Source organism: Pseudomonas sp. 2822-15, from assembly GCF_002742515.1.
GTDB lineage: Bacteria > Pseudomonadota > Gammaproteobacteria > Pseudomonadales > Pseudomonadaceae > Aquipseudomonas > Aquipseudomonas salomonii.
Window position 1 is genome coordinate 1 of the sequence record NZ_LJRY01000354.1, and the last position, 24792, is coordinate 24792.

Genomic DNA, 24792 nt, shown 5'->3' on the forward strand with positions numbered 1-24792 from the left:
TCGCGTCCGCTTAAAAATAGGCGGACACCATCGCCCTTAATTCCGGATTTCTGAAGGTGTGTTCGCTGGCCGCTTACGATTTAGCCGCCCCGAGGCCCTTTACTTCATGCTGAACAGAGCTCATATCCTTCTCCTGCGGCCATGCCGCGTCATGTTGGTTGTTTAGCGTCTTTGTGTCTGAGGATCAGGCGCGTTCGGTCGTGCCAGGGCCCGCCGTAGACGATGATCTCGGACGGTCTGCCATACAGGTGGTGGAGCACGAATGGACCTGGGCCGAACGCGCCAGACTCTTGGTCAGGCAACGTTGGATCGGCGCCCAGGTATATCCCGGCATGGTTCGGGTGAACAGTGCGCCCGACCTGCATCACGATCAGGTCGCCGCGCTGCGGCCGGTCGACGCGGACAAAGCCGGCACCCTCGTAGTGCTGCTCGTACAAGCTGGCGTTCTCCGCACTCTCCCACCAGCCGTCGGTGCGCTGGAAGGCTTCGAATTCCAGCCCCCACTCGCGCTGGTACCAATCGGCGCAGACTTGCCAGCAATCCCAGGCCCCATGCACGAACGGGCGCTTGAGCAGCGGTGTGCTGCCCGTTGGCGTGATCGTGCGCATGTCGCCTTCGGGCCAGGACAGAATGTGCCAGGGCAAGGCCGTGGCTTCGCACATGGCCAGGTCGTGCGGTGACGGCCTGCTGGTGGCGTCCGGGTGCGAGTGAACGATGCCGATCACTTCGCCCACGTCTTCCGCCACGGCGTAGTCCTCTGGATCCAGCCGGAACTCTTCGCTCGGCTCCGTGGCGATGTTTCGGCACGGGAAGTACTTCTGCTTTCGACCGATGGCCAGCAGCAGGCCGCAGCACTCGCGCGGATACTCAGATGCCGCGTGCGCCTGGATAGCCGCAATGATGTGCTTGCGCATGGTCAGCTCCGGGCAATGAGGGAGACGGCAGGGAATCCACCGAAGGAAAGTTCGTTGTTCTCGCCGAAGCGCAACTTGCAGGACGTCAGGCAGCCCTTGCACTGATCCTTGGCAGGATCGTCGGTTGGGTTGTCCTCGTCGTCGAACATCGCCGCGCCGGTGTAACCGCAATCCGGACCTCGATAACCATTGGTCATGGCCCAGTGGCAGAAAGTTGTCATCTGCCGGCCGGGCAGTCCGTGATTGTCGATCTCACCCGGAGAAGACAGTTCCCATATGACAGCCTCGCCGTCCTCACTGGTTTTCTGGTCGATGTACCAAATCTCCAGTCCTTCCTGCGTCGGATCGGCCGCCGGATTGCCCTCGGGGAAATTGGCCGCGTCCAGGTACTGGGCCAGGGTCTCGCGAACAGTCAGCTTGAACTTCAGCATGTCCTCGAAGGCCAGGCACAGCGCAGTGACGCGCCCATTGATGTTGCCGGCGGCGAACGTCGGCCTGGTGGCCGTGCCGTCGCTGTTGGAGCCGATGCCTTCGATCTGCACCGGCCAGGCTGCATACTCGGCTCCTTGCCACCAAATCGACTTGGCCGGCAGGTCTTCTTCCGAATGCTCGTAGGCCAGCAGTTCCTCGGGCGTATGCGGAATTGCGTGCCCATGGAAGCGCAGATAATCCGCGCCGTACTCAGTCCCGTCAATTTCAAACAGGCGAATCTCGCCGCCGGGCTCCAGTTTCTGGATGTCCGTGATCAGTGCCATGGGCGGTTATCTCAGGGGTGAAAGGTTTGTTCGAAGGTCGCGGTGATCGCGTAGACCTGGCCGCCGCGATGCACGGGCTTGTATCCGGTGCATTTATAGAGGCCAAGCACGCCAAGGGGCGGCGTCCATAGGAAGCCTTTGGCTCCCTTGTGCCGATCGAGGAACTTCCTGATCTCCAAGACTCGGGACGCCATACCAGTGAAAGTCACCGGCCAAGATTCGGACTGGTTATTGAGTCCATCTTCAACGGACTGCTCATAGCCATCGCCGAACTTCTTTGCTCGGACGCGTTGGGTAATTTCGCCCTCCGCGCCCTTCTCTGTCGCCCAGGTGAATCGCTCAATCGCCATAGATCATCCCTTCACGTTTCGGCGGCTAACGCCACCCTGACGCCAAGACTTGGCGATTTCTTCAACTGCGACCTGCCGCGTGCGGGTTTCCATGTTGCGCTGGAAAGCCTCAGCGTCGAACTCAGCGCCATCTGGCCGTCCAGCCTCTTGATCGCTGATGACGATAGGCATGTTCATGCTCAGGCTTACGCCCCCTCCACCACCGCCACCAACAGCCATAACGCCCAACTTGCCGCCGGATGTTCGCGTCAGCGGCATGATCGCCTCTTCCCCGGCCTCGCCCATGATGCCGGTCTTGCCGTTGGCCATGCCGAACGCCGTGGGCTTACTGACAATGGAATTGGTGAACGCGCCGCCGTCGGCGAACATCTGCACACCGTTGGCCCAAGCGCCGCCGTCAGCCTGGAAGTAGGTGCCGGAGTACCCGGCAGCCGAGGCGCCGAGGTTCGACGAGTTCGCGCCAGCGGAACCAGCAGCCAGCCCATTACCGCCGCCAGCAGCACTGCCGCCGAAGTAGCTTGCCGCTGCGCCCACCAGGCTGCCCAGCAACGCCGAGCTGGCTTGCCGGGTGGCAATACGTGCCATATCCGCGAGAATGGATTTAGTGAAATCAGCGAATGACGCCTTGCCTGTGACGGCGAAGTTGACCAGCGAGTCTTCCATGGAGCTGAAGGCGTTGCCGAACAGGCTTTTTGTCTGGCCAGCGATGTTCCGCGCCGAATCCAAATAGTTGTCCCAAGCCGCTGTCGCGCCTTTGGTCCAATCGCCCTGGGCGTTCTCCACATCCGCGTAGTTCTGCCGGATTTGGTCGGTCGCCTTCTTGTTCTGCGCGGCCAAAGCATCCGTGCGCGGCCCAAACTCCTTGTCGAGATCAGCGGTCGATGCGCCACGCAGAGATGCCTCGCTACGCTGATTCGCAAGCTCCTTGGACGCCTGGGCGAACCTGTCGTCCTGAGCATTCAATTCGCCAGATAGTGCGTTCTCCCTGTCGCCCCGCCCGACCCCAAGTACGGCGCGCTGGCCAGACTTCTGCAGGGCTTCGGCTTGAAGATTGAGCGCATCGACATAGGACTTGAGGCTTGCGGCCTGCCTTTTTGCCCTACCTTCTTCGGACGAGGCCAGCACGTTGAGTTGACTGTCAGCATCCTTTTGCGCCTTGACCATATCGGCACGCGCATCGGCGATCTTCTTGTCTAGCTCAATGCTCTGGGTCGCGCTGGTCGACTTCTTGCCTTTAGCTGCCTCAAGCGCATCAATCTCAGCCTGATAGGCGGAAGTGACTTCCTCCTTCTCGGCCTTAATCAGCACCGCACGCTGTGTCGCGTAATCAGCTTGCGAGATCAGCCCGGCCTTCTGCGCGGCGTCCAACTGCTTCTGAGTGTTGGCGTATTCGGCCTGAATGCCCTTGAGCGAGTTTTGCGCATCATTGAAGGCGGTGAGGTCTACTGCCCCGGCGGAGCCCCCCGCCTTTTTCTTGGCATCAGCAATTTGCTTGTTAATGCCAGCCGTTGCGCTTTCGTACTGTTTTTGAAGGTCGGGCGAATAGCTGTTGTTATCGATATTCTTTTGGCGAGCCTTGTCGAGATCCACCAGTTTCTTCTGAAGCTTCTCAACTTGAGACTGAGCAGACAACGACTCGCGGCGGATAAGGTCCATGCCATCCGCAGCAGCCTCTTCTGACTTCCGGATATCACCGAGGTAGGCGCTTTGCCTCTTCTCGATCTCCATGTAGGACTTGAGAAGCTCCAGCCTTTTCTCGTCCTCTTCGCGGGTATTGCCCACCTCCATCATGTTTGGATTGTCTTCTCCCATAATCGGGAGTGAGGAATACGAGCTTGGGTTTGCAAGCTTATTTTCGAGAGCTTTAGCCTGCTGCGCGAGAGTGATCTGTCGCCCAATCCCCAGCGTTGCATCTAAAGCGCCAGCGGCTCCTTCTTTTACCCCTTTCCAGGCGCGTTCTATATAGCCCAAGTTCTGCGTTATTTCGCTTGAGCGGGTTTTAACTGTTTCCGCGTAGGTGTCGGTGAGCAACTTGGTCGCGCCGATCTCGTTGCCCTGATCCTTCAGTGCAACAATCTGCTCGTAAACCGAAGCCGTCAGAAAGTGGTATTGATCGTTAAGTTCCTTGGCAGCCGCCACTGGGTCTTTCGCGATCTTGACGAACTCGGCGATAGTTGCATCGACCGACTTGCCTGTTGCCTGCTCCATCGAAAGAGCGGCTTCAGCAATCTCTTCAAAACTACCACCGGCAATCTTCCCTGTGCCTGCGAGACTCGCTAATGCCGTAGCCGCGGCACCGGTAGTCCCTACCGTAGCGCTAACCTGTCGTGCCATATCAGCAAGTTGGCCCGCACTAGTCCCTGCATAGTTGCCAGTAAGGATCAGCGACTTGTTGTATTCCTCCTGCTCTTTGCTGCCCTGACTGTGCGCATACGCGAGCACACCAAGAGCCGCAGCAACCGCAATAACCGGCGCCGCGAGAGCCGCTAAACGCAACGCCGAGGCCCCAGCGTTTGTGCCTATCTCCAGGATGTTATGAGCTGCGACTCGCATGTTGCCCTCAGCCAGGGCATTACCGAGCTGCAGTACGTTCTCGCGGGCGGCTTTCGAATTCAGAGCCAGTGCAGACAGGCCGGTTTTTGTGTTTACCGTTTCGTCATTGAACCCTTTTTGCTTCGCGCGAGCCGCTTCAATATCAGCCGAGTAAGATTTGAAACCGGCATCGTCGATATTCCCGGCTTTACGATGCTTCGTCAGCTGCAACTGAAGGTCATCTAGCTCCTGCAGCTTTTTTTGCACTGGATTGATCTTGCCGAGCAGCTCTTGTAGCCCCTCGGCTTGAACGCCAGTTGCCGCTGCGGCCTTCTTGGTCGCCTCGGCCTGCCTATCAGTCGAACCGACCAACGCGTCGGACTCAGCCTGCAAGCGCCGCTGAAGCGAAGCCAAGCTGCTTGCCGACGATCCCGACGACTCCATAGCGGAAGCATTGGTATTTACGCTGGTGGTCAGGCGCTGGTAATACTCGCTCGACTCCAGGGAGGCCTTCGCCGTTGCCAGAAGCCGGGCCTTGGCTTCGTCGAGCGTCTCGGAAAGCTTGCGCTCAGACGCCGACAGGTCGGAGGCGGATGCGGACGCCTTATCGAAGCCTGCCGAAATATCCGCCGCTGCCTTTTCAGCCTTCTCACCGGACTGCACGACTTTGTCGAGATCTGTGACAGCTTTCGCGGCGTCCGACGTATCTATCTTGATGCCGAGCGATGCGATATCCATTGAATCACCTTGAATAAATGCCAGTGACTACTGGCTGCTGTCTCTCGCCTCCGCCATAACGGCGAGCGCCTCGGCCTCCATTACTCGAAGGTCGTGGAATTTTTCCGGAATGGTTTTTTTCTTGAAGCCGAGGTAACTGGCCACGTCACGAATTGACGTGTAGTCGAGCCCGGTTGCGCCGCACGCCCCTGTACGCCATTGCGTGGACAGAGCGTTGAAGAGGCAGAAGACGGGCCAGTTGTCAGGCCAGACATCCACGTCCTGATCAAAGTCGTCAGGGGACAAGCCGAACAGTCGCATCTGATCGGCGGGCGCGCCCGGCTCGTATAGTGAGCGCGCCGCGGCGATCAGTTTCCCAGGCGAGCCGAGGAAAATGCCTTCTGGTAAGCATCGACAATGGCATCCCCTGCTCCGGCGGAGGTTTCTACCAGTGCGCGTATGGACTCCGGACTTAGCTTGTCCTCAAAGCCCCAGCCAGCGACCAACTGAGTGACCTGCTCCACCTGACGCTCAATATGGGAATCAGTGATGTCGACCAGAGTTAGCTGGTCACCTTTGGCCTTGAACCTCTCCTGATCTTCCTTCGCGCCCTCCTGCCAGCCCGCGAACAACGCGGCGAGCTCCTTGCGATCGCGATACCTGAACTCGAACTGAACCTTGATCGTGGTGCCGCCGGCGCGCGGAATGTCCACATCGGCCTGAAAGGTGGGATTTTGGGCGATCTTGAACTTGGCCATGGTTTACGCCACCGCAGTCAGGTAACGGGTCGGCTCAGCCTGCAACGCTAGGTTGACGGTGCGGGTCAGCAGGTTGTTGCGAGAAACGGCTGGCTGCTTCGAGAAGGAGGTATAGGCCCCGTAGAGCAGCGTGTCGTTGCCCGGCAGGTTGAGGCGCGCTGCCTGCACCTGCTTGCCTGCGTCGGCAGACATAAGCACAGCGTTGAATGGTTGGGCCGGATCATCGGCAATGGTTAGCACCATGCTGGCGGCGGACTTATCAGTTGGAATTTGTTTGCCTTGGTCGTTCTCAAGGAACACCACATCCAGATAGTTCTGTTCGCCACCCGAGAAGGCCAAGTCGGTAACCTGAGGAATCTGCACCCAGGTCAACACCTTCTTCATGGTGCCGGTGCCGTTGCCGGCAGGGAAGATCTGCGTGTCAGTTGTATCGATCGCTTCTAGGGTGATAGCGGTGGCTGTGGCCGTTTTCACGCGCACCACTTTGTTGTCCAGCTTGCTCCAGCCGGAGCTGAGCAGAACGATATCGCCAGCGGCCAGGGTGCTGCCAACGACCGTGGCCACGGCCTCGGACGCGTTGGAGATGGCAGTGAAAGCCAGTACAGCGGCGTAGGTCGCGGCGTGCTGGAAGGTGCCGCCGTTGGGGATCTTGTAGCCCATGGGTTTTTCCTCTTTGCAGAAATGACAAAACCCGCTCGATGGCGGGTTCTGGGTTTGCCCAATGGGCGGATTAGAAGGTGTCGGCTCGATACTGAAACGACAGCGGTAGAGAGGTGCTGGTGTCGCCTTGAATTGCTCCGGCAGTCGCCATCGGCGAGCGGACGAACACGGCGAAGTCAGCTTCCGTCAGTGCCATGTTGTTTGGGAAAAGCGCTGCAATCTCATCGGCGATTAGCTCGGCAGCGCCTCGGCCCACTCCTGATGCCGTCACAACGCTGACCTGGAACACTCCGCGGTAGGAGGTGTGCTTACCTTCAAGGTCCTCGCTATCCGTGTTTCCAGGCAGCAGGAAGGCTTTCAAGCAAGCGGCTCCATTGGCCGGAGGCGTGAAAGCTACATCCTCATATGCAATTTGAAGTTTGGTCGGCCTTGCATCAGCCCAGGCTTTCAGGCGGCCTTCGAACAACTTACGGATAATTCGGTCGCTCATTTTGAAAGTTCCGACACGGCATTGTTGACGAAGGTCTGAGCCTCAGTGACTGACACCTGTACCATTCCCGCTGGCGCCTGGCTGGACCAGCCTTCGTACTCAAGGCGCGGCCCATATGGAAGATTATTCATCATCCAGATCGTGCCAACTTCGGTGGTAAAGGTCTGGATCAAGGCCGCGCCGGCCGACTTGCTGGCAGACCCTTTTGGGTCAATCCGCTCGATGTTTTCGGTGATAGCCGTGTTAAACGAAACCTGCCAGTTTCCCCTGAAGCGCCCGCCAACGTATTCCTTGCCGGCTACCAGATCCATGCCATCCCTGATCAGTCGCCCCGGCTTCATACGCCCGTTTTTTGACAGGTTCGAGGGATCATTGCGCATCTCGGCATTAAGGCGCTCTACCTCGGCGTTGTATTGCGTGGCCGTGGCGTTGATCGCCCACAACTCAGGATTACCGACTGGCGACCGGTCAACGACAGCAGTCAGCAGATCAATGGACGTTTTCTGAATGACCTGCTCTACATTCCCCTTCGCCTTTTCCACAAACGCCTTCAGATCAAGTGAAAAGCTCATTTTCGGGCCTGCACGCTGAAGCCGACGGCGATGCCGGCGTAATCCCATGGGTCGACGTGCTGAATCGTGTAGGTGTCGCCGTCGAAGATGATCTTGTCCAGCGTCACCGGCTGGGGCGTATCTATGCCATCCAGCAATACCGGAGAGATCAGGAGTTTTACGTCGCCCTGTTTGATCAGCGAGCCGTCGATATCTTGCTGGCGATAGTTTTGGCGAAGCCCTGAGCCGTCGAATTGCTCCATGGTGACAGGACTGCCGCCAATCTCAGGGTTGTAATCACCGGTAGTGACCCGAACTAGGGATAGCTCCAACCCCTTGCCGCCTCTCGATCGCGGCGCCAGCATCCGTGCAGCGCTCGCCTTTGCACGATCATAGATATCTGTCATCAGCTTCGTACCAGGTTGACCTGACTTGAGGATTCCAGCAGCCCAGCGAACTGGGCATACGACTGCCGGGTTGCCGCAGGCTTGCTCACCGACTTGCTGGCGACTGCAAACGTGGTGCTGATAGGCCCAACCGTTTCGGAAACAACGGCTCCCGTTTTGGTTTCGGGAGCGATCAGGTCATCGGCATGGATCTCGGCGGCCAGAGCCATCTGACCTGCCTTAATCTGTGGCGGGATCTCGTCGAAACGCAACACCCAGCCCTGACGCTTGACCTCGGCCCGAGGCCAGGCCAGCGCCTGGTCACGGTTCACGGCCTTGCCCTTCCATGGCATCGCATCCATTTGCAGGGCGGCGCGACGTAGCAGGGATTCCTGCGCCACCTCATCAGCGGGGATTGTCTTGCCGAAGTTCGTGGCATAGGTGACCAACTCGGCAGCCGTTGCGAAGCTATCGGCGCCTGGCACCACCTTGCCGTTCTCGATCACCAGAGCCATATCAGACCTCTTTCCAGCCGAGTCGCTTGTGGTCATCCAGGCAGGAAGGATGAACATGCAATTCCTCACCGCCCTGTTCAACCTTCACCAGGCCGGTGTAATCCGGCTCATCGTCTTCCACGACAGGCTTGCTTTGCGATTTAGCCGCCGCAGCCTCATCCGCAAGGCGCTGAACATCTGCCGCAGCCAAATCAATCGCGTCCTGTGCGCTTTTGCTCCAGTCGGCACGCTCCTGCTCACCCAGAGCCTCGAAAGCTTCCGCGCTCAAACCACTAAGCTCGATCGCCTTAGCCAGCAGCACCTTTGCCGCCTTCTGTTCTTTCGTTAGTCCAGCCATTTTCATTCTCCAGAAACAACGCAGGGGCCGAAGCCCCTGGTTGTCGTTGTGGTTGAGTTAGCCGACCAACAGGCTGATGTGCTCATCCTTGATTGCGCGGCAGCCCCAGGCCAGACGGACGTGGTAGGCCGTTTGCAGGAACTGGCGGTAGACCGCGATCTCGAACGACAGGCCGGTCAGCGGGTCAGTAATGGTGATCACGTCGTCGGCAGAGTCGCCGCCCTCAGGCATTGCAGGGGCACGGGTTGCCAGTACGATCGCAGAGCGGGCAAAAGCCACGTTGGCGGTGTACGAGTTGCCCAGGGTCAGCGCGTTGCCGGTCGGAATGACGATCTGCGAGCCAGGTTTGTTCAGCGTGATGGTGCCTGGAGCCGCAATACCGGCGCCGACGACATACTTGTTGTCGCCATCAGCCGCGAAGGTCGCGATATCCCCAGCCAGAACAGTGCCGGTACCGGTCGCCAGAGCGATGTTGGTCGCACCGATAGCGGTGGAACCGTTGGTGACGTACGCAGCGCCGGTGCCTTTGACGTGTCGGCCCACCTGGTGGGAGTGACGGATCGCCATGTTCATGATGCGGTCGGTCATGCCGTTGCGCAGCATGTCGCTGGAACCTGCCTCGTTGACCTTGAACAGGCCAGATTGCTTGCCGCGCATGTTGCCAATGGCCGAGTGACCCAGGACCAACTGCAAGTCGTTGGTTGGTGCGCCGTTCTGTTCCAAGACGCCCAACACGCCAGCGAAGTCGGACAGGTCGGCCGCCGTGCCGAACGGCGTAGTACCGACGGTACCGTAGGCGCGCGAAGCGTTACGGTAGGCTTCCAGCCAAAGATCCTTCTCCACTTCGTTCACCAGGGTGCGCATTGCCTGGTAGAAGCGATCCGCCCGGATGGACGAGAAGGTGCCGGCGTTTTGCAGGCCCTTGGTCTGCTCACCATTCCAGCGTACCGGAACGTGCTTGCTCTTGGTGATGGCCACCGCGACGTTATCGACGATGGTGTCGCCCGAGTCCGGAGCGGTAACGCCCGGAACGTTGTCAGCCGCAGCCACTTCGCTGGTGATGGGCACCAGCACGTCCTGGCCGATTGCCGCACGGGCAACGGAGGAATCACGGGATACCGCCGGGATGAAGCCCGTCATCTCGCGAGAGATGACATCGAGCGCTTCGTACAGAGCCGGCACCAGGCCGTTAAGGGTGTTCGCCATTTTGGCTTTCTCCACAAAAAAGCCCGCTCAGTGGCGGGCATTGATTACTTGCCGGGCAAACCCCGGCGGCGTTGGTCAGTCAGTTACCAAGCCGCCATTGCGTGCATGATCAGCCTTGGCGGCTGGATCAAGCGCATCAAATGCGGCTCGCGGAAGGGTCTTCTTGTCGCCACCCTTGCCGCCATTGTTCGGAGAGCCGCCGCCACTGGCGCCGGTGCCCTTGAGAATGTTGTCGCGGTACGGGTAGCGCTCGACCAGGGCTTCCAGCGCCTCGTCGAAGTCAGCCAGCTCACCAGGGCGGGCGCGGCTGTAGATCTTGTTGCCATCGTCGCCATAAGCCACGACCTTGCCTTCCTCGACCTTGAAAGCCTTGCCGAAGGTGTTTTGCAGCATGTCGGGCGGAACGGCGATTTTGTCGGTGACGAACTTGGAACGGCCGAAGGCGCCGCCGATCTTCTCCTGGTAGAGAATGCCGGTGGTGGTGTCGCGCTCCGTGGTGACGGTCTTGATCTGCTCAGTAAGCGTAGACACCTGGGCCTTGAACTTCTCCTCGGTGGCAGCGATAGCTGCTTGCTTGATCTCGTCCACCTTGCCGGCCTGGACGAGTTGCCCGGCGTCGAGGTTGGCGACGGTAGCCAGTGCGGCACGGGCCTTTTCAGGGTCTTCGATGCCTTCGAATGCCTTGGCGCGAGCCTCGGCGGTTTCTTTGGCTTCGCGGTGCCCTTTGGCTTCGGCGTTCAGCGCGGTGATTTTGGATACGGCCGACGGCGCGTCGAACGCTACGTCCTTTCCATCCTCATGGGTGTAAACCGGCTTACCATCCTGCACAACCACATGGCCTTGTTCGTCAAGTTTCAATTTCATCGGTTCATCTCCGGGCATCCGCCCATCTGGTGGGCCATCCGGCCCGGTGCGGCGCTATCCATCCGGAATCGCGCCCATAAAAAAGCCCCGACGGATGCCGGGGCTTTATAAATCTTTTAATCTAAAATTCGATGGCGAGCAGACTTACTCAGTCATCGTCACCAGTTCCTAGTTTCTTTATGCAGTCCGCACACAGCAGCCGATCTCCGACCTCTGCAGAAACCGGGGTTTTGCCGCATCCTTCACATTCCGGACCATTCCCGATGTCATCATCCAAATCTTCCAAGTCTTTCATATCGTAGTCGTCCATTTACCTAGTGAGCCGAACTACGAGATTAACCTTTGGCTAACAGTCCATCTACCCCTACAAAACTACTCGCTCACCCTTGAGCAAACATCCAACGCAAATCAATGTTTTAGTACCGCCAGTAGGCTTGCCATTCCTCATCAGCACAGCAATCTTCGTTTCGATCACCTCGCGCCCGCCGCAGCGATGGCATTGAATCATCGTGGCCGGCTTAGGCATCGCGCGTATGCGCTTGCGCACCTGTTCCGCCGACGTGTCCGGGGCTGGCGTGCCTTGAATTAGGTGAAAGCGCGGCGCGTCAGCCACCGTAGGACCTCTGAAGGATGTCAAGAGCGTCACCGCCTTCGATGACGAAAAACGACCAGCTTGCGCCGTTGGCGCCAATTACTTCCTGGCAAATGTAGCGCTCATGGCCGAGATCCCCGACTACCCGCTGGAATCCAGTATGGCGCTTTGGAACGCTGATAGACGTATCACCATCCAAAATATCTACCGTCTGCCTGTCATTTGTGCCACCGATCAACTTCACTAACATGGCTTATTCTCCTTGGTCATGCAGCCATCTTAGCGAATGCCTGCGCGTCATGCTGCTTGATCTGCTCCAGGGTCAGCCACTCACCGGTTGGCGAGTAGAAATCCTCAAGGCTCTTGCCGCCCTTGTAGATCTGATACCGCATTGGTCCGAGCACCTGAGCCTTGCGCGCATCGGACTGACGAGCAAGCCAAGTGCTGAAGGTAGTGTCAGCCGGCACCTGGCCGTCCATGCTTGCCCGCTGACCTGGTGTCATCTCATCAATGGGAATGCCAAGCTCTCGCCAGGACTTGGTTCGCGGCGTTGAAGTGCTGCGGCAGCAGAAGTGAATTCGCCCAGGGCCTTGTAGCCACGGCACCTTGTGCCCTATCGGCTTGTGCGTGCCAACCTCATACGAAAGCTTGTCACGGATGATGCAGTCGGTGGAGGTCTTCGTGTCCAGGGTGCTGAGCCAGTCCTCAGCTTTCAGGATTTCGCTGTTCGCAACATTGAACTGTTCTCGTGCCGTGGCTGCGGTGTGGCTCACGGCCGTTTGCACGACCGCTGCCAAGTCCTTCCGAGGCCGCTCAAGGAAGCCATCGGCATAGCCGGCCGCCCTGGTGCCGCGAATGCTGCGGATGATCTGTTCGGTGGTCCTGCCTTCCAGGTAGCCGGATCGGATCGCATTGCGGACCTTGACCATGCGCTCAGCGCCTACCTGCTTGCCCCAGTCGCGCAACAGGCGCCCCTGGAACGGCCGAGACATCGCGGCCGCATATACCTGTTCAGAACTGATGCTCACCAACGGGAAGCGCACCAGCACCGGCTCTGGCAGTGCCTGCTGGAACAGTGTCTGCTGCCAGTTGGCCTCGTAGCCCGCAAGCTCCTGCAGGTCAGCTTCAAGCGCGGTGAACACCTGGTCGTAGGCTTGGGCGTTTGCTGCCCTCACCTCACTCAGTAGCAGCTCAAGACGCTCTACAGTGAATGATTCGGCAGGCATTCGCTCCAGGGCCTCGGTCAGCGCCGCCGATAGGCTGGCATCCGACCGATTCAACTGAGCGATGATGCGCCGCACCACGCCAAGCTTGTACTTCTCCAGCGATACCGCATGGGCGATATGCTCGTCCTGAAGGATCTCGTTGACCGTCGCCATTTAGAGAGCTCCGAGTGCTGGCCCTTGATCGGCAATCTTCTGCCTCTCAACCTCCCACTCAATGTCATCTGAGACCACGCCGCGGCGCTTGTACTCGTTGAACAGGGTTTCGTCAGAGAGCCGGCCTTGGGTTGCCATGTTGAGCAGTAGTGGAAGAGTGGTTTCCGGTGCGAAGTCCACGTCGAAGTTACCGTTCACCTTCACGTGGCCACCCTCCTTCTCGCCCTTCCAGAGCGCGAAGTACTGAAGCACCTGGTCAAGCGTGTCCTCAAGCTGGCCGGCCATGGTTTGCAGCGGGCTCATTTCCTGAGCCGCCTCTTCCTCAGCCTGGGTCGCCGTCTTCGTGGACTGTTTATCCTTCTGAAGCAGCTTGGCTCCAGCGATACGCATCTGATCCTCAAGGTCTTCCAGCGACTTGCGGCCGGCCTCAATAGCCGTCCCGGTATGCTCCACCCACTTCATGTCGCCGCCGGTAGGCAGCTTTGTCGCTGAACTGGTCCCGACCTTGAGTTCAAAGGCTTCGTCGTCGATACCGGAGATCATCAGCATCGGCACCCGGGCTACGTGCAGGATGTTGTCCTGATCGCTTTGGGACTGCCAGTGCTTCTTGTTGAGGTGCGCTAGCTCCAACAGCGGCGGCGTTGCGGTCATGAAGCCCGTGCGCTTGGTGTAGAAGGTGGCCAGCGGGATGACAGAGAGCGTATTCGTCCCCTCGTCAGTCTTGGTCCACTCCTTCTTGCCGTTGGCGTCCTCTGTCTTGCGGTACACCTTCCAGCCACCAGGGATCAAAACCCTGATCTGCGGAATGATGGTCACACCGAAATCACCGACGCGCTCTTCGACAGCCTCCGCATACCAAAACTGAGACAGCGAGCATTCGCCCCCCTTCTCTTCGGTGAGCCATCCAATAACCTGCTGGGGGTGAATCATGACCGCATATGGGCGAACGCCGGCGGCCTTCTCGTCAGCAGCGGTGCGTACGACAGAGTTGCCCTGCTGGTCTTTCGTCTTGGGGTAATCAGCCAGCACATGGCAAAGGCCATGGGAAAGCCCTACGGTGAATAGCTGTTGAGCCCAGACTTGCAGGTTATTGCCCTGGCGGTCGAAGTTCTGCACGTAGGCCTTGATCGACTCAGGCACATCGTCGCCGAGCGCGATATGTTCTGCGAACACCCTGCCCTTCATGTTCTGGACGGTCTCGCTGAACGCAGGCAGTAGCGTGGAGAGCGACAGGCGCTCCTTATAGGCGTCGTCATCCTCCTTTGGCCACTTCGGCAGGTAGAGCTTGCCAGCCAGTTGCATCGCCTTAGTTCCGCCCATCAGCGCGTCAACAAGAGCCCAGTCTTCGCGCATGGCGTCTACGGCCGGTAGCGTTTTGCTTGGGTCGTTGCTCATGGGGTCACATTCTCAGATTTTCAGTGGATGCGGTGCGTTTGATGCACGGCCACTCAACGTCGATGCAATAACCGATCGCCGTGGTGATGTGCTGGTAGTCGTTTTTCTGGTCTTCTTGGAAGGTCGAGCCCATTTGGAGCTGAACCGTGCTCAGCCCCTTGTGGCACCAGGGAGCGGTAGCCGGGTTGATGAATAAGCTGGTTTCTCCTGACGCTGTCAGGATCTTCGCACGCACGGCGTTCTGCCGATCCTTGATGGATGGGTGTGCCGGCTTGACCTTGCGGGTGTACGTCCAGCCATTGGCCTTCAGCACGCCCTCAATGTCGGTGTAGTCAGACGCGTGACCGTGCTTCTCACCAGCCTTGCCCGCCGGGTCACCATAGATCAGGACGTGTTTGTTCTTGTGATCCTTGAACTTGTCCACGAACTCAGCAGCCGACTGCTTCGATACCGCACTGATCAGCACGATCTCATCCAGCAGATAGAGGTCTTTGCCATCGTTGCGCCGGACACCGATCGCAGATGACAGAGGCGTGAAGTTCTGGTCATGCATCCACATCAGCTGCTCATGCGGCTCAATGGCTGCGTTCGTGGTGTTCGCCTTGCTGTAGTCCTCGTAGATCCGGCCAGACGCCGTTTCGAATGATGCTTCAAATTCCTGCTTGAACTGCTTGGCCGACATGGCCCGCTTCATTGCATCCATTACGTCAGCCGGAAGAATCTCGGCCGATTTCCAGTGGAACACACGGAAGTTCGGGTCATTGCCCGACTCCGCCTGCATGCACAGATCGTAGTAGTGGTTCAGGCCGTCAGGTACGCCGAGCAACCAGCACCAGGCCCGGTAATCCGGCATGGTTGGGTTGACGGTATTCAGCGCCGGGAGAATGTTTGCCTCCCAGGCGTCCGGCTTAATGTCGGCGAATTCGTCAATTCCGCCCCCCGTCCACGGGATGCCTTCGATCCGCTGCGGCTTGTCCAGGCCGATTACGTGGATCTCGCTGCCGTTGTCCAGATAGATGATCAGGTCCGACTCGGACGGCCGGCGACTGTGCATGCAGCACAGCGTGAAGGCCTTGAGGTCATCCCAGAAAATCTTCTTGGCCTGGGCGTGCGTTGGCGCGGCGGCAAAGTACATGCCGGTGTACGCCGATGCTTGCTTCACAACGAAGCGCTTGAACCGCTCCGTTTTACCGCTCCGCCGACCAGCTGGCACCAACGGGAAGCGAATTCCTTCCGATACGGCCGCCACCAAGGCGAGCTGCACCGGATGATCCTTGAGCGGGTACCAACGAGACAGCTGGCGATCCAGCATCAGGTTGCCGGTGGTCGCAATCATGACGGCAACCTCGCGATCAGGTCAGCCAGCAGCTGGGCGTTTGAGTTGCCGCCGCCCTTCTCTATCAGCTTGAGCTCGGCCTTACGCTTCTCGATCTCAAGCCGTTTGATTTCTTCATCCAGCGACTTGTCAGGCTCAACGCGTCGATTGACGTATACGTCCCCGGTTTCCTTGGCTGCTTGCTCAATGATCTGAGTGGCAAGGGCCATGTTCTTCATTGTCTCGGCCTTCTCGGCCATGCGGCCCAAGGCTCGCAGCCGATACGCCCGGTTCGCGATGGGTATCTCTGCAGTTTGCTCGCGGAATCGCTTGCGGGTGTCGTGAAAAAGGGTCTTCCACTTGGCTGCCAGGTTCACGCCGGCGCGCTTGGTTGGGTCGTGCTGCTCTACCTGCTGGCGGGTTACATCAACATCGAATTCTTGCTTCACCGCTTGTGAGACCTGCGTCGGAGTGTCGAAACACGCCAAAGCCTGAACGATGAAGGCTTTCACATCGTTTTTCAGGGCTGCCATAGATTGGATTCCGTCTCATGCCTGTCTCATATCAGGCCGACTTGAGCAGACAGGTTCCGCAGGCCCTCGCAATGTTCAATTTCCCCACCTCGGCAGGACTGTTTGCAGCATCCACCAACGCTTGAACGTCAGGGCTTGCACCGTAGCGGCGGACCACACCAACGAACTCTTCGACGTCGTGACCCTGCAGCTTGATCTTCGGTGCACCGTCTTGGGTGAATGCTGGTTGACCGTACTTGTCGGTCGCGTGAGCCAGGTGATAAAGCTCGTGTTCTACCAGTGCGCAAAACTCAAGGTCGCTGCACTGGGCGCAGTAGTCAGCAGCCAGGGTGATGATGAAGGCCGGCATATCGCCGAACCAATCACGCATCTGCTGCTCCATCCTGGCCTTCTGCCAACCACCAGCGCGGAACGCTACCTGCTCAGCCTGACCGAGGACTGTGCGGCCCTGCTTGGCGAAGCTCGAAGACGCCCACATGATCCGGATGTCTGCATCCAGTAGATGGGCATGATCTTCGTTGTGAGTACTGCCGGTGCTGGCAAGGATTTCGGCATGGAGCCAGTCCCATACTTCTGGAGCTGGAGTCAGGCGGATGCTGAAGTCGGATAGTTCGGAATGTTTAAGAGTTGATACTGGAGGGGTAGGCCTCTTCATCACTCCACCGTGCCAAGTCCGAAACAAAAAAAGCCGTCGAGAATCGATTCGCGACGGCATGGTTAAAGGTTATTTGAAGGATGGGGTGACGCGCGTCACCGAAATACGCAAGCTAACTGTCAGTCCTCGAAAAACTCTTCGACATCACCGAAAAGCTCCTCGTAGGTATCTTCAAGATATTCTGCAGGATTTTTATGGTTACGAATCTGGCTAGTCACACGCCCGCCTCCAAGCTTCGGCCAGACGGAAATTTTCGATGTTTGGATAGCAGCCAACTCAGTATCCGACAATTCAATCAGTGTCCAGCCAATACCGTAGAGCTCATCAGACACATCGCGTACAAACACCTCAGAAAGCCGCTTCCAGCCAGAGATAGCCCTAAGCGTTGGGCGAGAGAAACGAAAACGCGAAATATCTTTCTGCTTTTCGTCAGCATAAATTTTCGAATTTATGATCAGGCCAAGCGCGGTGTGATATGCATTCAGTTTAATTCGTTTGGTAGCCATCTTCAGCCTCGTTTTGAATATGAATAGGATTGCGTCGTGAAGGATTGGCGTTCATTGAGAACATGATTTTCGCCGACGCGCCGTTTTCGGCAAAGAGATAATATCCACTTCCTTACTCTACGCAAGTATTTTTTGCCTATAGTGGGAAATCTAGCGGATAGATCAAAAAGAATTCTTCGCCATCGGTAGCACGACTCGCCAGTCACGGGCGCTCGATTGCCTCCCAATAGGGTTGCTTGGTTGTCATTTACTGCGTAAGCGTACGGCCAACTCATCTTGACGTAAGCGTCCGGCTTGGACTTGGTACTCAAGGAGAGACAGAGCAGCACCGACAGCTTAGGCTTGAAGAGCCATTCGCACCTCTCCCTGCTGAAAAAAGTGCTGCGCAAATGGACAGGCAACAGGATGCTTACAGGCGTAGCACTTACAGTGCGATCGGCTTGATGCTCAATAGCAACGGTAGTCCTCCTGGCACTCGATCTCATGCAGTAACCACAAACCTTTAGCTTTGCTGTCGGGGGGGCTTGTTGAAGATCAAGGCTGGACATTTTCCGCCTACCTTTTCGGTTAAATTCAGGCGACCTAAGCCTAATAAAAAATCGTTGCATTCATAAAGGAGGACTCATGAGAACAATCATCACCGGCGCAACGGGAGGCTATGGGATCGCTCTTTGCCGCCAGGCCAAGCTCTGTGGGCACTATGTAATTGCCGTTAGTAAGTCCCCTGAAAAATTGCAGGCGCTCTTGCAGAGTGGTTTAGCCGATGAGGTATTTGGGCTGGACTATTTAGCGGAGGGCTTGGACGCCAACCTAACGAATTTTGAGAGCCACCTGCATAGCAAGGGGCTGACGACGGTCGACCTGCTGATCAACAATGCTGGAATCGGCAGTAAGCAGCATTCGCTGTTCGATGAAAGTGCCGATGAGTTCAGGCGAGCGCTTGAAGTTAACTGCATTGGCCCTGGACAATTGATCAGGCGGTTGGCCGCCTCGTTCTCTCTGGAAATAGTGGTCAATATCTCCTCACGTCGTGGCTCGGTTGCTCAAAACGCCGATGAACGCATTTCCAAAGCCGGCTGTTCCTATACCTACCGAATTTCGAAATCAGCACTCAACATGCTGTCGCTATGTATCGCTGATGAACTGGGTGAGCAGTTGCTGAGCTATACGGTCCATCCCGGACGACTGCGCACAGGGATTGGTGTTCAAGGGGCAGAAACGACGGCCCAGGATTCTGCTGTGCGGCTATTTCAATTGATAGCAGCGCGCCCTGATCCTTTCATGTTTTACAGCTTGGAGCATGAGCAAGCGCAAACCTTACCTTGGTAACAGACCAGTAATTCATGTTTGAGCGCCCAGAGCACACCCCATGCGTAGTTAAACGGCCACCCACTTATGCGGTAGCAGCTCCGTAATCTCACTCGCCCGCTGCGTCGGCAGGCGCGTGAGAACATCCTTCAGATACGCGTACGGATCATGACCATTCAGCCGTGCAGACTGGATCAAACTCATGATTGCCGCCGCCCGTTTGCCGCTGCGCAGCGAACCTGCGAAGAGCCAGTTCTTGCGCCCCAGTGCCCACGGACGGATCTGGTTCTCGCACCAATTATTATCAATGGGTACGGCCCCGTCATCGAGGTAGCGCGACAGCGCTGCCCAGCGTTTCAAGCTGTAATCCAGCGCTCTGCTGATAGCCGAGCCTTCAGGCACGAAATCGCGCTGGGCGATCATCCAGGCGTGTAGTGTCTTCATCACCGGCACGGCTTTTTCTTGCCGTATTCGGCAGCGTAAATCCGGCTCCAGGTTGCGGATTTCGCTCTCGATTTCGTACAGCAACTGGATATGGCGCAGCGCTTGCTCGGCGAGCATGCTCTTGTTGGTGGCGTGCAGTTCGAAGAACTTGCGCCGCGCATGGGCCATGCAGCCGATCTCGGTCATGCCGAGTTCGAAGCTGGCCTTATAACCGCCAAAATCATCACACACCAGCTTGCCCCGCCAGTCTTGCAGGAAGTTGCGAGCATGCTCACCGGCGCGGCTGGTGCTGAAGTCATAAACGACAGCCGCTGTTTCGCAGAATTGGCTGGTGGCGTAGGCCCAGACATAAGAGCGGTGGGTTTTCTTCGAACCCGGAGCGAGCATCTGCACCGGCGTTTCATCGGCATGAATGACCTGCTGCCCGAGCACTACGTCGCGCAACGCATCGACTAGAGGCTGCAACTGCACGCCCGTCACGCCCACCCATTGCGCCAACGTTGAACGTGGAATCGCCAGGCCCGCTCTACCGAAAATCGATTCCTGACGGTAAAGCGGCAGATGGTCGGCAAACTTGGCGATCATGACGTGGGCCAGCAACCCGGCGGTCGGGATACCCTTGTCGATGACCTGTGCCGGAACGGGTGCCTGGATCAATGCTTCGCAGTCATCGCAGACCCACTTGCCACGGACATGACGCTCGACGGTAAACACGCCGGGCGTGTAGTCCAGCTTCTCGCTGACGTCCTCACCGATGCGCTTGAGTGCACAGCCGCATGGGCAGTGGGTGTTGTCCGGTTCGTGATGGATCAACGTGCGTGGAAATTCTGCCGGCAACGCGGTGCGCTTGGGCTTTTGCTTTTTCTCGGTCGCCGCTGGCGCGGTTTGCAAGGCTTGAAGCTCAGCTTCAATCGCCGCGATATCGGTATCGATCAAGTCGTCGAGCAAGCTGGCCTGCTGCGGATTCAACTGCTCGCTGCGCTTGGCAAACTTCAAGCGCTTGAGTTGCGCGATCTCATGGGTCAGTTTCTCGATCACCGTCTGGTCGCGGTTGATCTTCTTGCCCATGGTCTCGACCGTCTTGCCCATCGTCTCGACTTGCTGGTCGAGCGTCTCGACACGCTGTATCAACTGCGCCGCCAAAGCGCGCAGTTGTTCAGGGGTAAGGTGATCGAGATTGGGGAGCGAAGTCATGGTGCCGATTTTGCCAGACCAGGCAATTCGCGGCGATAGACCGATAGGCTAATGGCAGCCGTTAAAGCAGTGTGATCGCACCGCCGGAGCCCGCGCGCTGCCATGGCAGACCCAACACCAGGGCCTGAAGTTGCTCGGTATCCAGTTCCATTTCAGAACCATGACGAATGCCAGGCCAGTGAAATTTGCCTTGATTCAAGCGGCGAGCAGCCAGCCAGATGCCGAAGCCGTCATGCACCAACACTTTCATCCGTGTGGAGCGGCGGTTGGCGAACAGATAAGCACAGTGCGGCTTCGCCGCACCGAACACCGCGATCACCCTGGCCAACGCAGTCTCGGTGCCGGCACGCATGTCCATGGGGTCGGTGGCGAGCCAGATGGAATCGATGCGGATCATCGCAGCAGGTCTCGAAGAAAGGTCGCGCAGGCAGCAGCACTTTCGGTTGGCCAGTTCACTTTGACGGTGCCGCGCGGGTGCTGGATTTCAACGCAGATATTCGATGCTGCTGCGTGGGAATTTGCTACGGCCCGCTGCATGGGTAACGGAATGAATGCCGGTTGCAGCACCGTGCTTTTCTGCGCTTGCACCCGAATCCATTTATGGACGAGGTTTGCGTTGAGGCTATGGCTGAGCGCGATGCTGGCAATTGAAGCGCCGGGCTGGGCACACTCTTGAATGACCTGGGCTTTGAAAGACTTTGAATAGGAACGGCGTTGTGGCTGCATGAAATACCCGCTTAAAAGGCTAGAACTGGTGCCCACTTAAATTTAAGTCCATACCATGTCCTGCCCTTGCGGGGCTGGGTAGATGACTTGGCCGGACGGATACTTTACTGCCACCCTAAGGCTGTTAAGATTTGACCCGATCAAGCGCCAGTCAGGATGCTTGCTGCCAAAAAAAACATGGAGAAAGACATGCGCCTGCTCGAATTTTCCTATCAGTTCTACAAGTCAGGTAACTACGCCCAATTAAACGGCGTGCCATGCACTGAAGAACACGTCAGAGCAATGCTGGATGCTATTCGTCAGAAATTGATGAGCGGGATGAAAGGTCCTAACGGGCAGCCTGCGCCCATCTCCGCCATTGAAGACCTTGAGGTGACCGGAAATGATCTATTCGCTCTCGAGAACCCTGCAGATCTGTTGGCACTCATTTTCCAAGAGGTCGTCGAGGACAATGGAAACCCATCCCTGTGGAGTGATAGGAGCTTAAACGGCTGGCAAGCACCAGTAAGTAATGCCTTCTTAATCTTCTTCTTTGGGCCGAGCGCAGCTTTTGCACCCAACCAAGCCGAACGGGTTCAGGCCGAAAAATTCTCAACCGCGAAAGCACAACTCAAGGAGTTCATTTATCGATCGCGGAACCTTTTCCCTGGCTACTGAGGCACCTATCACCCCGTCACAAATCAGCATATCCGCCAGCGTTCGCCAACCCAGCCTTACCGGATGGAGTGCTTAGCGGATAGGCTGAACAAGCGAACACGCCCGCCTGTGTAGATATCGCGCTTCATGGCAGCGTGCACTGCTTCTTCTGCGCTTGCGCCCATGTCCATTGCAGCCAGGGCATAGGCTGAACCGCTGCCGATAGCATCAGGGTTGGCTGGGTCTAGATCCTGCCGCCATATCCCCGTCTTATCGTCATGGCCAACCATATGCAGCTTGCCACCATCCACTGCATACCCGGAACATTCGACCGGCACCGGCGATGGCGTGCCAAAGTAGGCCGCAATCAGGGCCTTCTCGTCGCACACGGCGCCAGAGAGGAAGAAGCTGACGCCATCAACGACGGTGAGCTTTTGGCAGTCGTCGGAAACGATGGAGCCGCTGCGGGTCTGGCGAGAGTCGTAGGCGATCACGCCATCTTTGTATGCAATGGTCGTCATTGGATCGCTCCCTCTCCCATGCGAAATGTCTTGTTGGTGCCGGCATAGCCACCGCAATAGTTGACCCTGATCTCACCCCATACAGGGTGGAAGTCGACCGCCTCACCGTCGGACGCCTTTAATGGCTGGTCGGCGACAACTGCGATACCTGCTTTTGTGTCGCACCAGATCACGTGGGTAACGGGCTGGCCATCGATGATCACTTCCCGTCTGCCCCGGCCATCATCCCAGTAGTGGACGTGCTCTCCTGATTGGTCGCTCATGTGTGGTGCCCTTCCAGCGGCTGAGCAAATGCGAACTTCACGCCGTCATCCGGGTAATGAGCGGAATAGGTGGCGCTCTGAAGGATCGCACCATCGCCCAGCACCTCTGCGGCGGCATCGCCATACTTGGCGATGAGCGCAGCCTTCAGATCATCCGCCGACAAGTTCAGCGTGATGTCGTTGAAGTGAATCAGCGTCTTCTGGATACCCATGTCTACCTCAATTCTCGCGCCACGATTCGGCGCATTCGAAAACGTGGCGCGAATTACTTGCCCCGCCGCTCGACACCACCAGGTGCCTTGTCGCAGTGCAGGCAGTGCTCGCAGTTCAGCGTCCGACACAGCCAGAGTTTTACCCGCTGCCAGTACATGACCATGAAGATGTGCCGGGCACCGGCCATGGCCAGGGCAACATGCAGCGTCAGTCCGGCACTGGTCGGGCCGAAGAAGATGTTCTGGCTGCGCGCCATGACGACGAATCCGCTGATGGCGATCGTCGAGTAGATCAGCTTGCCGAATATGCCGTCCCTCACCTTCCCGCTCAGTACGCACCAGGCCGCCCACAGCGCGATAAGGCCGCAGGCGATGGAGTTGATCAGTTCAAGATTCATGGATTGCCTCCCCCGAACCGCTGGCGGATAAGCGCCCAGAGGTCAGCGGATTTGATGGCTCGATTGATGGCCGCCAGGAGCGAGCCGCCGAAGGCTCCCAGGAGGAAGCCGATGCCGGCAACGATCTTCGGCTCGGTGACGCCCAAGTAGGTGCTGACCATGCTCGTCAGGTAGATCGAGCAGGCCATGCCGGTGATTAGAAAGATCATCCAGGCGCGCCAGTCGTTCAAGTCGTCCTTGTGCCACCAGCTGGCGATCACAGCCCCAACGAGGCCCGCGATCAGTAATTCGAACCTGTCAATCTTGTCGAGCAGGCGCTGTAGATACTCCATGCGCTCGACTCCGTGGGGCATGTTTTGAAATAGGTCAGCCCCGGCGGCACTCCCTGCTCAGTGCGAAGGGTGTGGCGGGGCCGAAAACGAAAAAGCCCCGGCGAATGCCGAGGCTCTTGGTCGAGTTAAAAAGCGTTGTTCCAGTGATACGTGTAGAAAGTCGGGAGATCACCAGTACCGTGATCTGGATAGAACACACCACGTGTCGGAACAGCGGTCGGGGTGAAGCCAAATCGAGCCCACCGAGGAACTCCATCTACAACGACAACGTTGCCGTCATCTTGCACCTGCAGGTAAGCGCGATCCGCAGCCCCGTCAATCCAATCACCGCTGGTTGCCCAGGTACGACTACCTACACGGTCGACCAAAAAGGCAGAGCCTTGCATGTAGAAGCAAGTGACCAAATCTGTATTTGGACGGTTATCTACATACGTGTAGGGAACGCTGCTATCAGCCACCCAGATTGGAACGCCGTTATCGTAGAGCCGTAGATTTCCATCAGCCTCTAGGATCAGCTTGTATTGTTTGCTTGGAGATTCGAGATACTGCCCCGCCACCAGACAGTTACGCGGAGGTAGGATAGCGGTGCCATTATTGACGCTGTTAAAAAGGATAATACGAAAGCCACTATGGGACATTTTTTCACCTATTGAATCGAATGATTGATAGCGGAGGATTCCGCATTCATGTCGCTCAAAGGCGATTGCTCGAGGCTCGCGGCCTTCACATGATTCAACGTCCCGCATCGGGAGCATTTGATCTGGAGCTCTGTAAACCCACCCGTGCGGGCGAGAAGTCTTTTGCAGTTACCGCATCTGATTTCTTTCAACATCTGCAAATTCCTTTTGCTGAATCGCCCTTCCGTGGGCAATAAAAAACCCGGCGCGATGGCCGGGTTTCTAAAATAGTGCAGCGCATTCCGCGCCGCGTCCCGCCAAGGCGGGTGGGCTCACGCCCGAATTGTTACTGTGGTTACACCATTGACCAATAAGCCGGCGCTCAATACTTGAATCGTTTCTACAAACGCCAGGTCAACACACTTCACACCTTGTTCTTCCATACCATCTCCTCCAGTAGTCATTGCTTCTTTTTTCAACAACATTTTGTTCTTTAACCAACCGGTAGCTGCGACTACCAGAAATCCCAAAATGCCGACTACCATCGTTAACGGCGTAAAAACCACAGCTCCAGCAGATGCTCTTTTGACCAGCAGTTAGGTACTGCCAGCACGTAGAAGAATGATGCCAAAATAATGGCAAAAAGTCAATTCTTGCAAGTGCCATACGCCATCCAGCAAAACTCGGCGCTTGGCGGGGCTCAAGGCTTCGTGTGCGTTTCGCGTTACTTG

34 protein-coding genes are annotated in these 24792 nt (G+C 57.5%); 2 read left to right on the top strand and 32 right to left on the bottom strand.

Translation table 11 applies throughout. The features are described from left to right. Positions 1–149: 149 nt before the first annotated feature. The 21 genes from AOA59_RS28475 to AOA59_RS28580 all read right to left on the bottom strand — a co-directional run bounded on the left by AOA59_RS28475 (position 150) and on the right by AOA59_RS28580 (position 17410). Complete coding sequence (locus AOA59_RS28475; protein ID WP_099489805.1) at positions 150–914, bottom strand: C40 family peptidase; 765 nt, start codon at positions 912–914, stop codon at positions 150–152. A 2-nt stretch (positions 915–916) separates the two neighbouring features. After that, positions 917–1669: a phage minor tail protein L gene (locus AOA59_RS28480; protein ID WP_099489806.1), complete on the bottom strand. Its 753-nt coding sequence runs from the start codon at positions 1667–1669 to the stop codon at positions 917–919. Positions 1670–1680: 11 nt separating this feature from the next. Next, the gene (locus tag AOA59_RS28485; RefSeq protein WP_099489807.1) at positions 1681–2019 is read right to left on the bottom strand and encodes a phage tail protein; all 339 of its coding nucleotides are present in this window, start codon (positions 2017–2019) and stop codon (positions 1681–1683) included. Between the two features lie 3 nt (positions 2020–2022). After that, a complete protein-coding gene (locus AOA59_RS28490) occupies positions 2023–5289 on the bottom strand; it encodes a phage tail tape measure protein (RefSeq protein WP_099489808.1) in 3267 nt (1088 codons plus the stop codon). 27 nt (positions 5290–5316) lie between these two features. Next, the gene (locus AOA59_RS28495; RefSeq protein ID WP_099489809.1) at positions 5317–5589 is read right to left on the bottom strand and encodes a DUF1799 domain-containing protein; all 273 of its coding nucleotides are present in this window, start codon (positions 5587–5589) and stop codon (positions 5317–5319) included. 47 nt (positions 5590–5636) lie between these two features. Then, the gene (locus tag AOA59_RS28500) at positions 5637–6026 is read right to left on the bottom strand and encodes a phage tail assembly chaperone (RefSeq protein ID WP_099489810.1); all 390 of its coding nucleotides are present in this window, start codon (positions 6024–6026) and stop codon (positions 5637–5639) included. A gap of 3 nt (positions 6027–6029) precedes the next feature. Further along, positions 6030–6686 carry a phage tail protein gene (locus AOA59_RS28505; protein WP_099489811.1) on the bottom strand — a complete coding sequence of 219 codons (657 nt, stop codon included), beginning with the start codon at positions 6684–6686 and terminating at the stop codon, positions 6030–6032. Positions 6687–6756: 70 nt separating this feature from the next. Then, positions 6757–7176 carry a phage tail terminator-like protein gene (locus AOA59_RS28510; protein ID WP_099489812.1) on the bottom strand — a complete coding sequence of 140 codons (420 nt, stop codon included), beginning with the start codon at positions 7174–7176 and terminating at the stop codon, positions 6757–6759. Continuing rightward, positions 7173–7748 carry a hypothetical protein gene (locus tag AOA59_RS28515; protein WP_099489813.1) on the bottom strand — a complete coding sequence of 192 codons (576 nt, stop codon included), beginning with the start codon at positions 7746–7748 and terminating at the stop codon, positions 7173–7175. The genes AOA59_RS28510 and AOA59_RS28515 overlap by 4 nt, the downstream gene beginning before the upstream one ends. After that, on the bottom strand, positions 7745–8134 hold the full coding sequence (locus tag AOA59_RS28520; protein WP_099489814.1) for a hypothetical protein: 390 nt from the start codon (positions 8132–8134) through the stop codon (positions 7745–7747). Before AOA59_RS28520 ends, AOA59_RS28515 begins: the two co-directional genes overlap by 4 nt. Beyond that, positions 8134–8628, bottom strand: coding sequence for a DnaT-like ssDNA-binding protein (locus AOA59_RS28525; protein ID WP_099489815.1), 495 nt, complete (start codon positions 8626–8628; stop codon positions 8134–8136). Before AOA59_RS28525 ends, AOA59_RS28520 begins: the two co-directional genes overlap by 1 nt. A 1-nt stretch (position 8629) precedes the next feature. Further along, positions 8630–8965: a hypothetical protein gene (locus AOA59_RS28530; protein WP_099489816.1), complete on the bottom strand. Its 336-nt coding sequence runs from the start codon at positions 8963–8965 to the stop codon at positions 8630–8632. Positions 8966–9022: 57 nt separating this feature from the next. Continuing rightward, positions 9023–10171, bottom strand: a complete 1149-nt coding sequence (locus tag AOA59_RS28535) for a P22 phage major capsid protein family protein (protein ID WP_099489817.1) — start codon at positions 10169–10171, stop codon at positions 9023–9025. 75 nt (positions 10172–10246) lie between these two features. Then, positions 10247–11035 carry a DUF6651 domain-containing protein gene (locus tag AOA59_RS28540; protein ID WP_099489818.1) on the bottom strand — a complete coding sequence of 263 codons (789 nt, stop codon included), beginning with the start codon at positions 11033–11035 and terminating at the stop codon, positions 10247–10249. 605 nt (positions 11036–11640) lie between these two features. After that, positions 11641–11877 (bottom strand): hypothetical protein, encoded by a 237-nt coding sequence (locus AOA59_RS28550; protein ID WP_099489820.1) that lies wholly within the window; start codon positions 11875–11877, stop codon positions 11641–11643. 16 nt (positions 11878–11893) lie between these two features. Further along, a complete protein-coding gene (locus AOA59_RS28555) occupies positions 11894–13006 on the bottom strand; it encodes a hypothetical protein (protein ID WP_099489821.1) in 1113 nt (370 codons plus the stop codon). Continuing rightward, a complete protein-coding gene (locus AOA59_RS28560) occupies positions 13007–14401 on the bottom strand; it encodes a DUF4055 domain-containing protein (protein WP_099489822.1) in 1395 nt (464 codons plus the stop codon). 4 nt (positions 14402–14405) lie between these two features. Further along, complete coding sequence (locus AOA59_RS28565) at positions 14406–15737, bottom strand: hypothetical protein (protein WP_099489823.1); 1332 nt, start codon at positions 15735–15737, stop codon at positions 14406–14408. Beyond that, a complete protein-coding gene (locus tag AOA59_RS28570) occupies positions 15734–16249 on the bottom strand; it encodes a DUF2280 domain-containing protein (RefSeq protein WP_099489824.1) in 516 nt (171 codons plus the stop codon). Before AOA59_RS28570 ends, AOA59_RS28565 begins: the two co-directional genes overlap by 4 nt. 31 nt (positions 16250–16280) lie before the next feature. After that, complete coding sequence (locus AOA59_RS28575) at positions 16281–16904, bottom strand: putative metallopeptidase (RefSeq protein ID WP_099489825.1); 624 nt, start codon at positions 16902–16904, stop codon at positions 16281–16283. Between the two features lie 119 nt (positions 16905–17023). Further along, positions 17024–17410 carry a hypothetical protein gene (locus AOA59_RS28580; protein ID WP_078733655.1) on the bottom strand — a complete coding sequence of 129 codons (387 nt, stop codon included), beginning with the start codon at positions 17408–17410 and terminating at the stop codon, positions 17024–17026. A gap of 624 nt (positions 17411–18034) precedes the next feature. Here AOA59_RS28580 and AOA59_RS28585 point away from each other — a divergent pair. Further along, positions 18035–18739, top strand: a complete 705-nt coding sequence (locus tag AOA59_RS28585; RefSeq protein WP_099489826.1) for an SDR family NAD(P)-dependent oxidoreductase — start codon at positions 18035–18037, stop codon at positions 18737–18739. A gap of 48 nt (positions 18740–18787) precedes the next feature. On the opposite strand, the gene AOA59_RS28590 is transcribed toward AOA59_RS28585, so the two are convergent. The 3 genes from AOA59_RS28590 to AOA59_RS28600 form a co-directional block, all read right to left on the bottom strand. Continuing rightward, a complete protein-coding gene (locus tag AOA59_RS28590; RefSeq protein ID WP_099489827.1) occupies positions 18788–20356 on the bottom strand; it encodes an IS66 family transposase in 1569 nt (522 codons plus the stop codon). Between the two features lie 61 nt (positions 20357–20417). Beyond that, complete coding sequence (tnpB, locus tag AOA59_RS33250) at positions 20418–20753, bottom strand: IS66 family insertion sequence element accessory protein TnpB (protein ID WP_099489828.1); 336 nt, start codon at positions 20751–20753, stop codon at positions 20418–20420. Next, positions 20750–21082 (bottom strand): transposase, encoded by a 333-nt coding sequence (locus tag AOA59_RS28600; protein ID WP_256593141.1) that lies wholly within the window; start codon positions 21080–21082, stop codon positions 20750–20752. Before AOA59_RS28600 ends, tnpB begins: the two co-directional genes overlap by 4 nt. A gap of 189 nt (positions 21083–21271) precedes the next feature. Between AOA59_RS28600 and AOA59_RS28605 the strand changes: the two genes are divergently transcribed. After that, positions 21272–21739: a hypothetical protein gene (locus AOA59_RS28605; RefSeq protein ID WP_143522851.1), complete on the top strand. Its 468-nt coding sequence runs from the start codon at positions 21272–21274 to the stop codon at positions 21737–21739. A gap of 56 nt (positions 21740–21795) precedes the next feature. Here AOA59_RS28605 and AOA59_RS28610 read toward each other — a convergent pair whose 3' ends face one another. From AOA59_RS28610 to AOA59_RS28640, 8 genes are all read right to left on the bottom strand, one after another. Next, entirely contained in the window at positions 21796–22239 is a 444-nt protein-coding gene (locus AOA59_RS28610; RefSeq protein WP_099489831.1) for a proteasome subunit beta, read from the bottom strand. Beyond that, positions 22236–22502, bottom strand: coding sequence for a hypothetical protein (locus AOA59_RS28615; RefSeq protein ID WP_099489832.1), 267 nt, complete (start codon positions 22500–22502; stop codon positions 22236–22238). The genes AOA59_RS28610 and AOA59_RS28615 overlap by 4 nt, the downstream gene beginning before the upstream one ends. Further along, positions 22499–22714 (bottom strand): hypothetical protein, encoded by a 216-nt coding sequence (locus AOA59_RS28620; protein WP_099489833.1) that lies wholly within the window; start codon positions 22712–22714, stop codon positions 22499–22501. The genes AOA59_RS28615 and AOA59_RS28620 overlap by 4 nt, the downstream gene beginning before the upstream one ends. Positions 22715–22767: 53 nt before the next feature. Beyond that, positions 22768–23112: a hypothetical protein gene (locus tag AOA59_RS28625; RefSeq protein ID WP_099489834.1), complete on the bottom strand. Its 345-nt coding sequence runs from the start codon at positions 23110–23112 to the stop codon at positions 22768–22770. After that, positions 23109–23444, bottom strand: a complete 336-nt coding sequence (locus AOA59_RS28630; RefSeq protein WP_099489835.1) for an MFS transporter — start codon at positions 23442–23444, stop codon at positions 23109–23111. Before AOA59_RS28630 ends, AOA59_RS28625 begins: the two co-directional genes overlap by 4 nt. Before the next feature lie 125 nt (positions 23445–23569). Beyond that, entirely contained in the window at positions 23570–24082 is a 513-nt protein-coding gene (locus tag AOA59_RS32180; RefSeq protein WP_143522852.1) for a hypothetical protein, read from the bottom strand. 8 nt (positions 24083–24090) lie between these two features. Then, on the bottom strand, positions 24091–24276 hold the full coding sequence (locus AOA59_RS28635; protein ID WP_371919097.1) for a Com family DNA-binding transcriptional regulator: 186 nt from the start codon (positions 24274–24276) through the stop codon (positions 24091–24093). 117 nt (positions 24277–24393) lie between these two features. Then, the gene (locus tag AOA59_RS28640) at positions 24394–24606 is read right to left on the bottom strand and encodes a hypothetical protein (RefSeq protein WP_099489836.1); all 213 of its coding nucleotides are present in this window, start codon (positions 24604–24606) and stop codon (positions 24394–24396) included. Positions 24607–24792: the final 186 nt, after the last annotated feature.

What these genes read in the sequence shown, in the direction of transcription:
- AOA59_RS28475 (WP_099489805.1), bottom strand. Translation starts at nt 914, where the DNA reads ATGCGCAAGCACATCATTGCGGCTATCCAGGCGCACGCGGCATCTGAG.
- AOA59_RS28535 (WP_099489817.1), bottom strand. Translation starts at nt 10,171, where the DNA reads ATGGCGAACACCCTTAACGGCCTGGTGCCGGCTCTGTACGAAGCGCTC.
- AOA59_RS28570 (WP_099489824.1), bottom strand. Translation starts at nt 16,249, where the DNA reads ATGGCAGCCCTGAAAAACGATGTGAAAGCCTTCATCGTTCAGGCTTTG.
- AOA59_RS28515 (WP_099489813.1), bottom strand. Translation starts at nt 7,748, where the DNA reads ATGAGCTTTTCACTTGATCTGAAGGCGTTTGTGGAAAAGGCGAAGGGG.
- AOA59_RS28490 (WP_099489808.1), bottom strand. Translation starts at nt 5,289, where the DNA reads ATGGATATCGCATCGCTCGGCATCAAGATAGATACGTCGGACGCCGCG.
- AOA59_RS28585 (WP_099489826.1), top strand. Translation starts at nt 18,035, where the DNA reads ATGAGAACAATCATCACCGGCGCAACGGGAGGCTATGGGATCGCTCTT.
- tnpB (WP_099489828.1), bottom strand. Translation starts at nt 20,753, where the DNA reads ATGATCCGCATCGATTCCATCTGGCTCGCCACCGACCCCATGGACATG.
- AOA59_RS28640 (WP_099489836.1), bottom strand. Translation starts at nt 24,606, where the DNA reads ATGGTAGTCGGCATTTTGGGATTTCTGGTAGTCGCAGCTACCGGTTGG.
- AOA59_RS28505 (WP_099489811.1), bottom strand. Translation starts at nt 6,686, where the DNA reads ATGGGCTACAAGATCCCCAACGGCGGCACCTTCCAGCACGCCGCGACC.
- AOA59_RS28540 (WP_099489818.1), bottom strand. Translation starts at nt 11,035, where the DNA reads ATGAAATTGAAACTTGACGAACAAGGCCATGTGGTTGTGCAGGATGGT.
- AOA59_RS28525 (WP_099489815.1), bottom strand. Translation starts at nt 8,628, where the DNA reads ATGGCTCTGGTGATCGAGAACGGCAAGGTGGTGCCAGGCGCCGATAGC.
- AOA59_RS28500 (WP_099489810.1), bottom strand. Translation starts at nt 6,026, where the DNA reads ATGGCCAAGTTCAAGATCGCCCAAAATCCCACCTTTCAGGCCGATGTG.
- AOA59_RS28610 (WP_099489831.1), bottom strand. Translation starts at nt 22,239, where the DNA reads ATGACGACCATTGCATACAAAGATGGCGTGATCGCCTACGACTCTCGC.
- AOA59_RS28625 (WP_099489834.1), bottom strand. Translation starts at nt 23,112, where the DNA reads ATGAATCTTGAACTGATCAACTCCATCGCCTGCGGCCTTATCGCGCTG.
- AOA59_RS32180 (WP_143522852.1), bottom strand. Translation starts at nt 24,082, where the DNA reads ATGTCCCATAGTGGCTTTCGTATTATCCTTTTTAACAGCGTCAATAAT.
- AOA59_RS28605 (WP_143522851.1), top strand. Translation starts at nt 21,272, where the DNA reads ATGCGCCTGCTCGAATTTTCCTATCAGTTCTACAAGTCAGGTAACTAC.
- AOA59_RS28520 (WP_099489814.1), bottom strand. Translation starts at nt 8,134, where the DNA reads ATGACAGATATCTATGATCGTGCAAAGGCGAGCGCTGCACGGATGCTG.
- AOA59_RS28530 (WP_099489816.1), bottom strand. Translation starts at nt 8,965, where the DNA reads ATGGCTGGACTAACGAAAGAACAGAAGGCGGCAAAGGTGCTGCTGGCT.
- AOA59_RS28580 (WP_078733655.1), bottom strand. Translation starts at nt 17,410, where the DNA reads ATGGCTACCAAACGAATTAAACTGAATGCATATCACACCGCGCTTGGC.
- AOA59_RS28590 (WP_099489827.1), bottom strand. Translation starts at nt 20,356, where the DNA reads ATGACTTCGCTCCCCAATCTCGATCACCTTACCCCTGAACAACTGCGC.
- AOA59_RS28630 (WP_099489835.1), bottom strand. Translation starts at nt 23,444, where the DNA reads ATGGAGTATCTACAGCGCCTGCTCGACAAGATTGACAGGTTCGAATTA.
- AOA59_RS28575 (WP_099489825.1), bottom strand. Translation starts at nt 16,904, where the DNA reads ATGAAGAGGCCTACCCCTCCAGTATCAACTCTTAAACATTCCGAACTA.
- AOA59_RS28560 (WP_099489822.1), bottom strand. Translation starts at nt 14,401, where the DNA reads ATGAGCAACGACCCAAGCAAAACGCTACCGGCCGTAGACGCCATGCGC.
- AOA59_RS28485 (WP_099489807.1), bottom strand. Translation starts at nt 2,019, where the DNA reads ATGGCGATTGAGCGATTCACCTGGGCGACAGAGAAGGGCGCGGAGGGC.
- AOA59_RS28510 (WP_099489812.1), bottom strand. Translation starts at nt 7,176, where the DNA reads ATGAGCGACCGAATTATCCGTAAGTTGTTCGAAGGCCGCCTGAAAGCC.
- AOA59_RS28555 (WP_099489821.1), bottom strand. Translation starts at nt 13,006, where the DNA reads ATGGCGACGGTCAACGAGATCCTTCAGGACGAGCATATCGCCCATGCG.
- AOA59_RS28615 (WP_099489832.1), bottom strand. Translation starts at nt 22,502, where the DNA reads ATGAGCGACCAATCAGGAGAGCACGTCCACTACTGGGATGATGGCCGG.
- AOA59_RS28480 (WP_099489806.1), bottom strand. Translation starts at nt 1,669, where the DNA reads ATGGCACTGATCACGGACATCCAGAAACTGGAGCCCGGCGGCGAGATT.
- AOA59_RS28550 (WP_099489820.1), bottom strand. Translation starts at nt 11,877, where the DNA reads ATGTTAGTGAAGTTGATCGGTGGCACAAATGACAGGCAGACGGTAGAT.
- AOA59_RS28635 (WP_371919097.1), bottom strand. Translation starts at nt 24,276, where the DNA reads ATGTTGAAAGAAATCAGATGCGGTAACTGCAAAAGACTTCTCGCCCGC.
- AOA59_RS28565 (WP_099489823.1), bottom strand. Translation starts at nt 15,737, where the DNA reads ATGATTGCGACCACCGGCAACCTGATGCTGGATCGCCAGCTGTCTCGT.
- AOA59_RS28495 (WP_099489809.1), bottom strand. Translation starts at nt 5,589, where the DNA reads ATGCGACTGTTCGGCTTGTCCCCTGACGACTTTGATCAGGACGTGGAT.
- AOA59_RS28620 (WP_099489833.1), bottom strand. Translation starts at nt 22,714, where the DNA reads ATGGGTATCCAGAAGACGCTGATTCACTTCAACGACATCACGCTGAAC.
- AOA59_RS28600 (WP_256593141.1), bottom strand. Translation starts at nt 21,082, where the DNA reads ATGCAGCCACAACGCCGTTCCTATTCAAAGTCTTTCAAAGCCCAGGTC.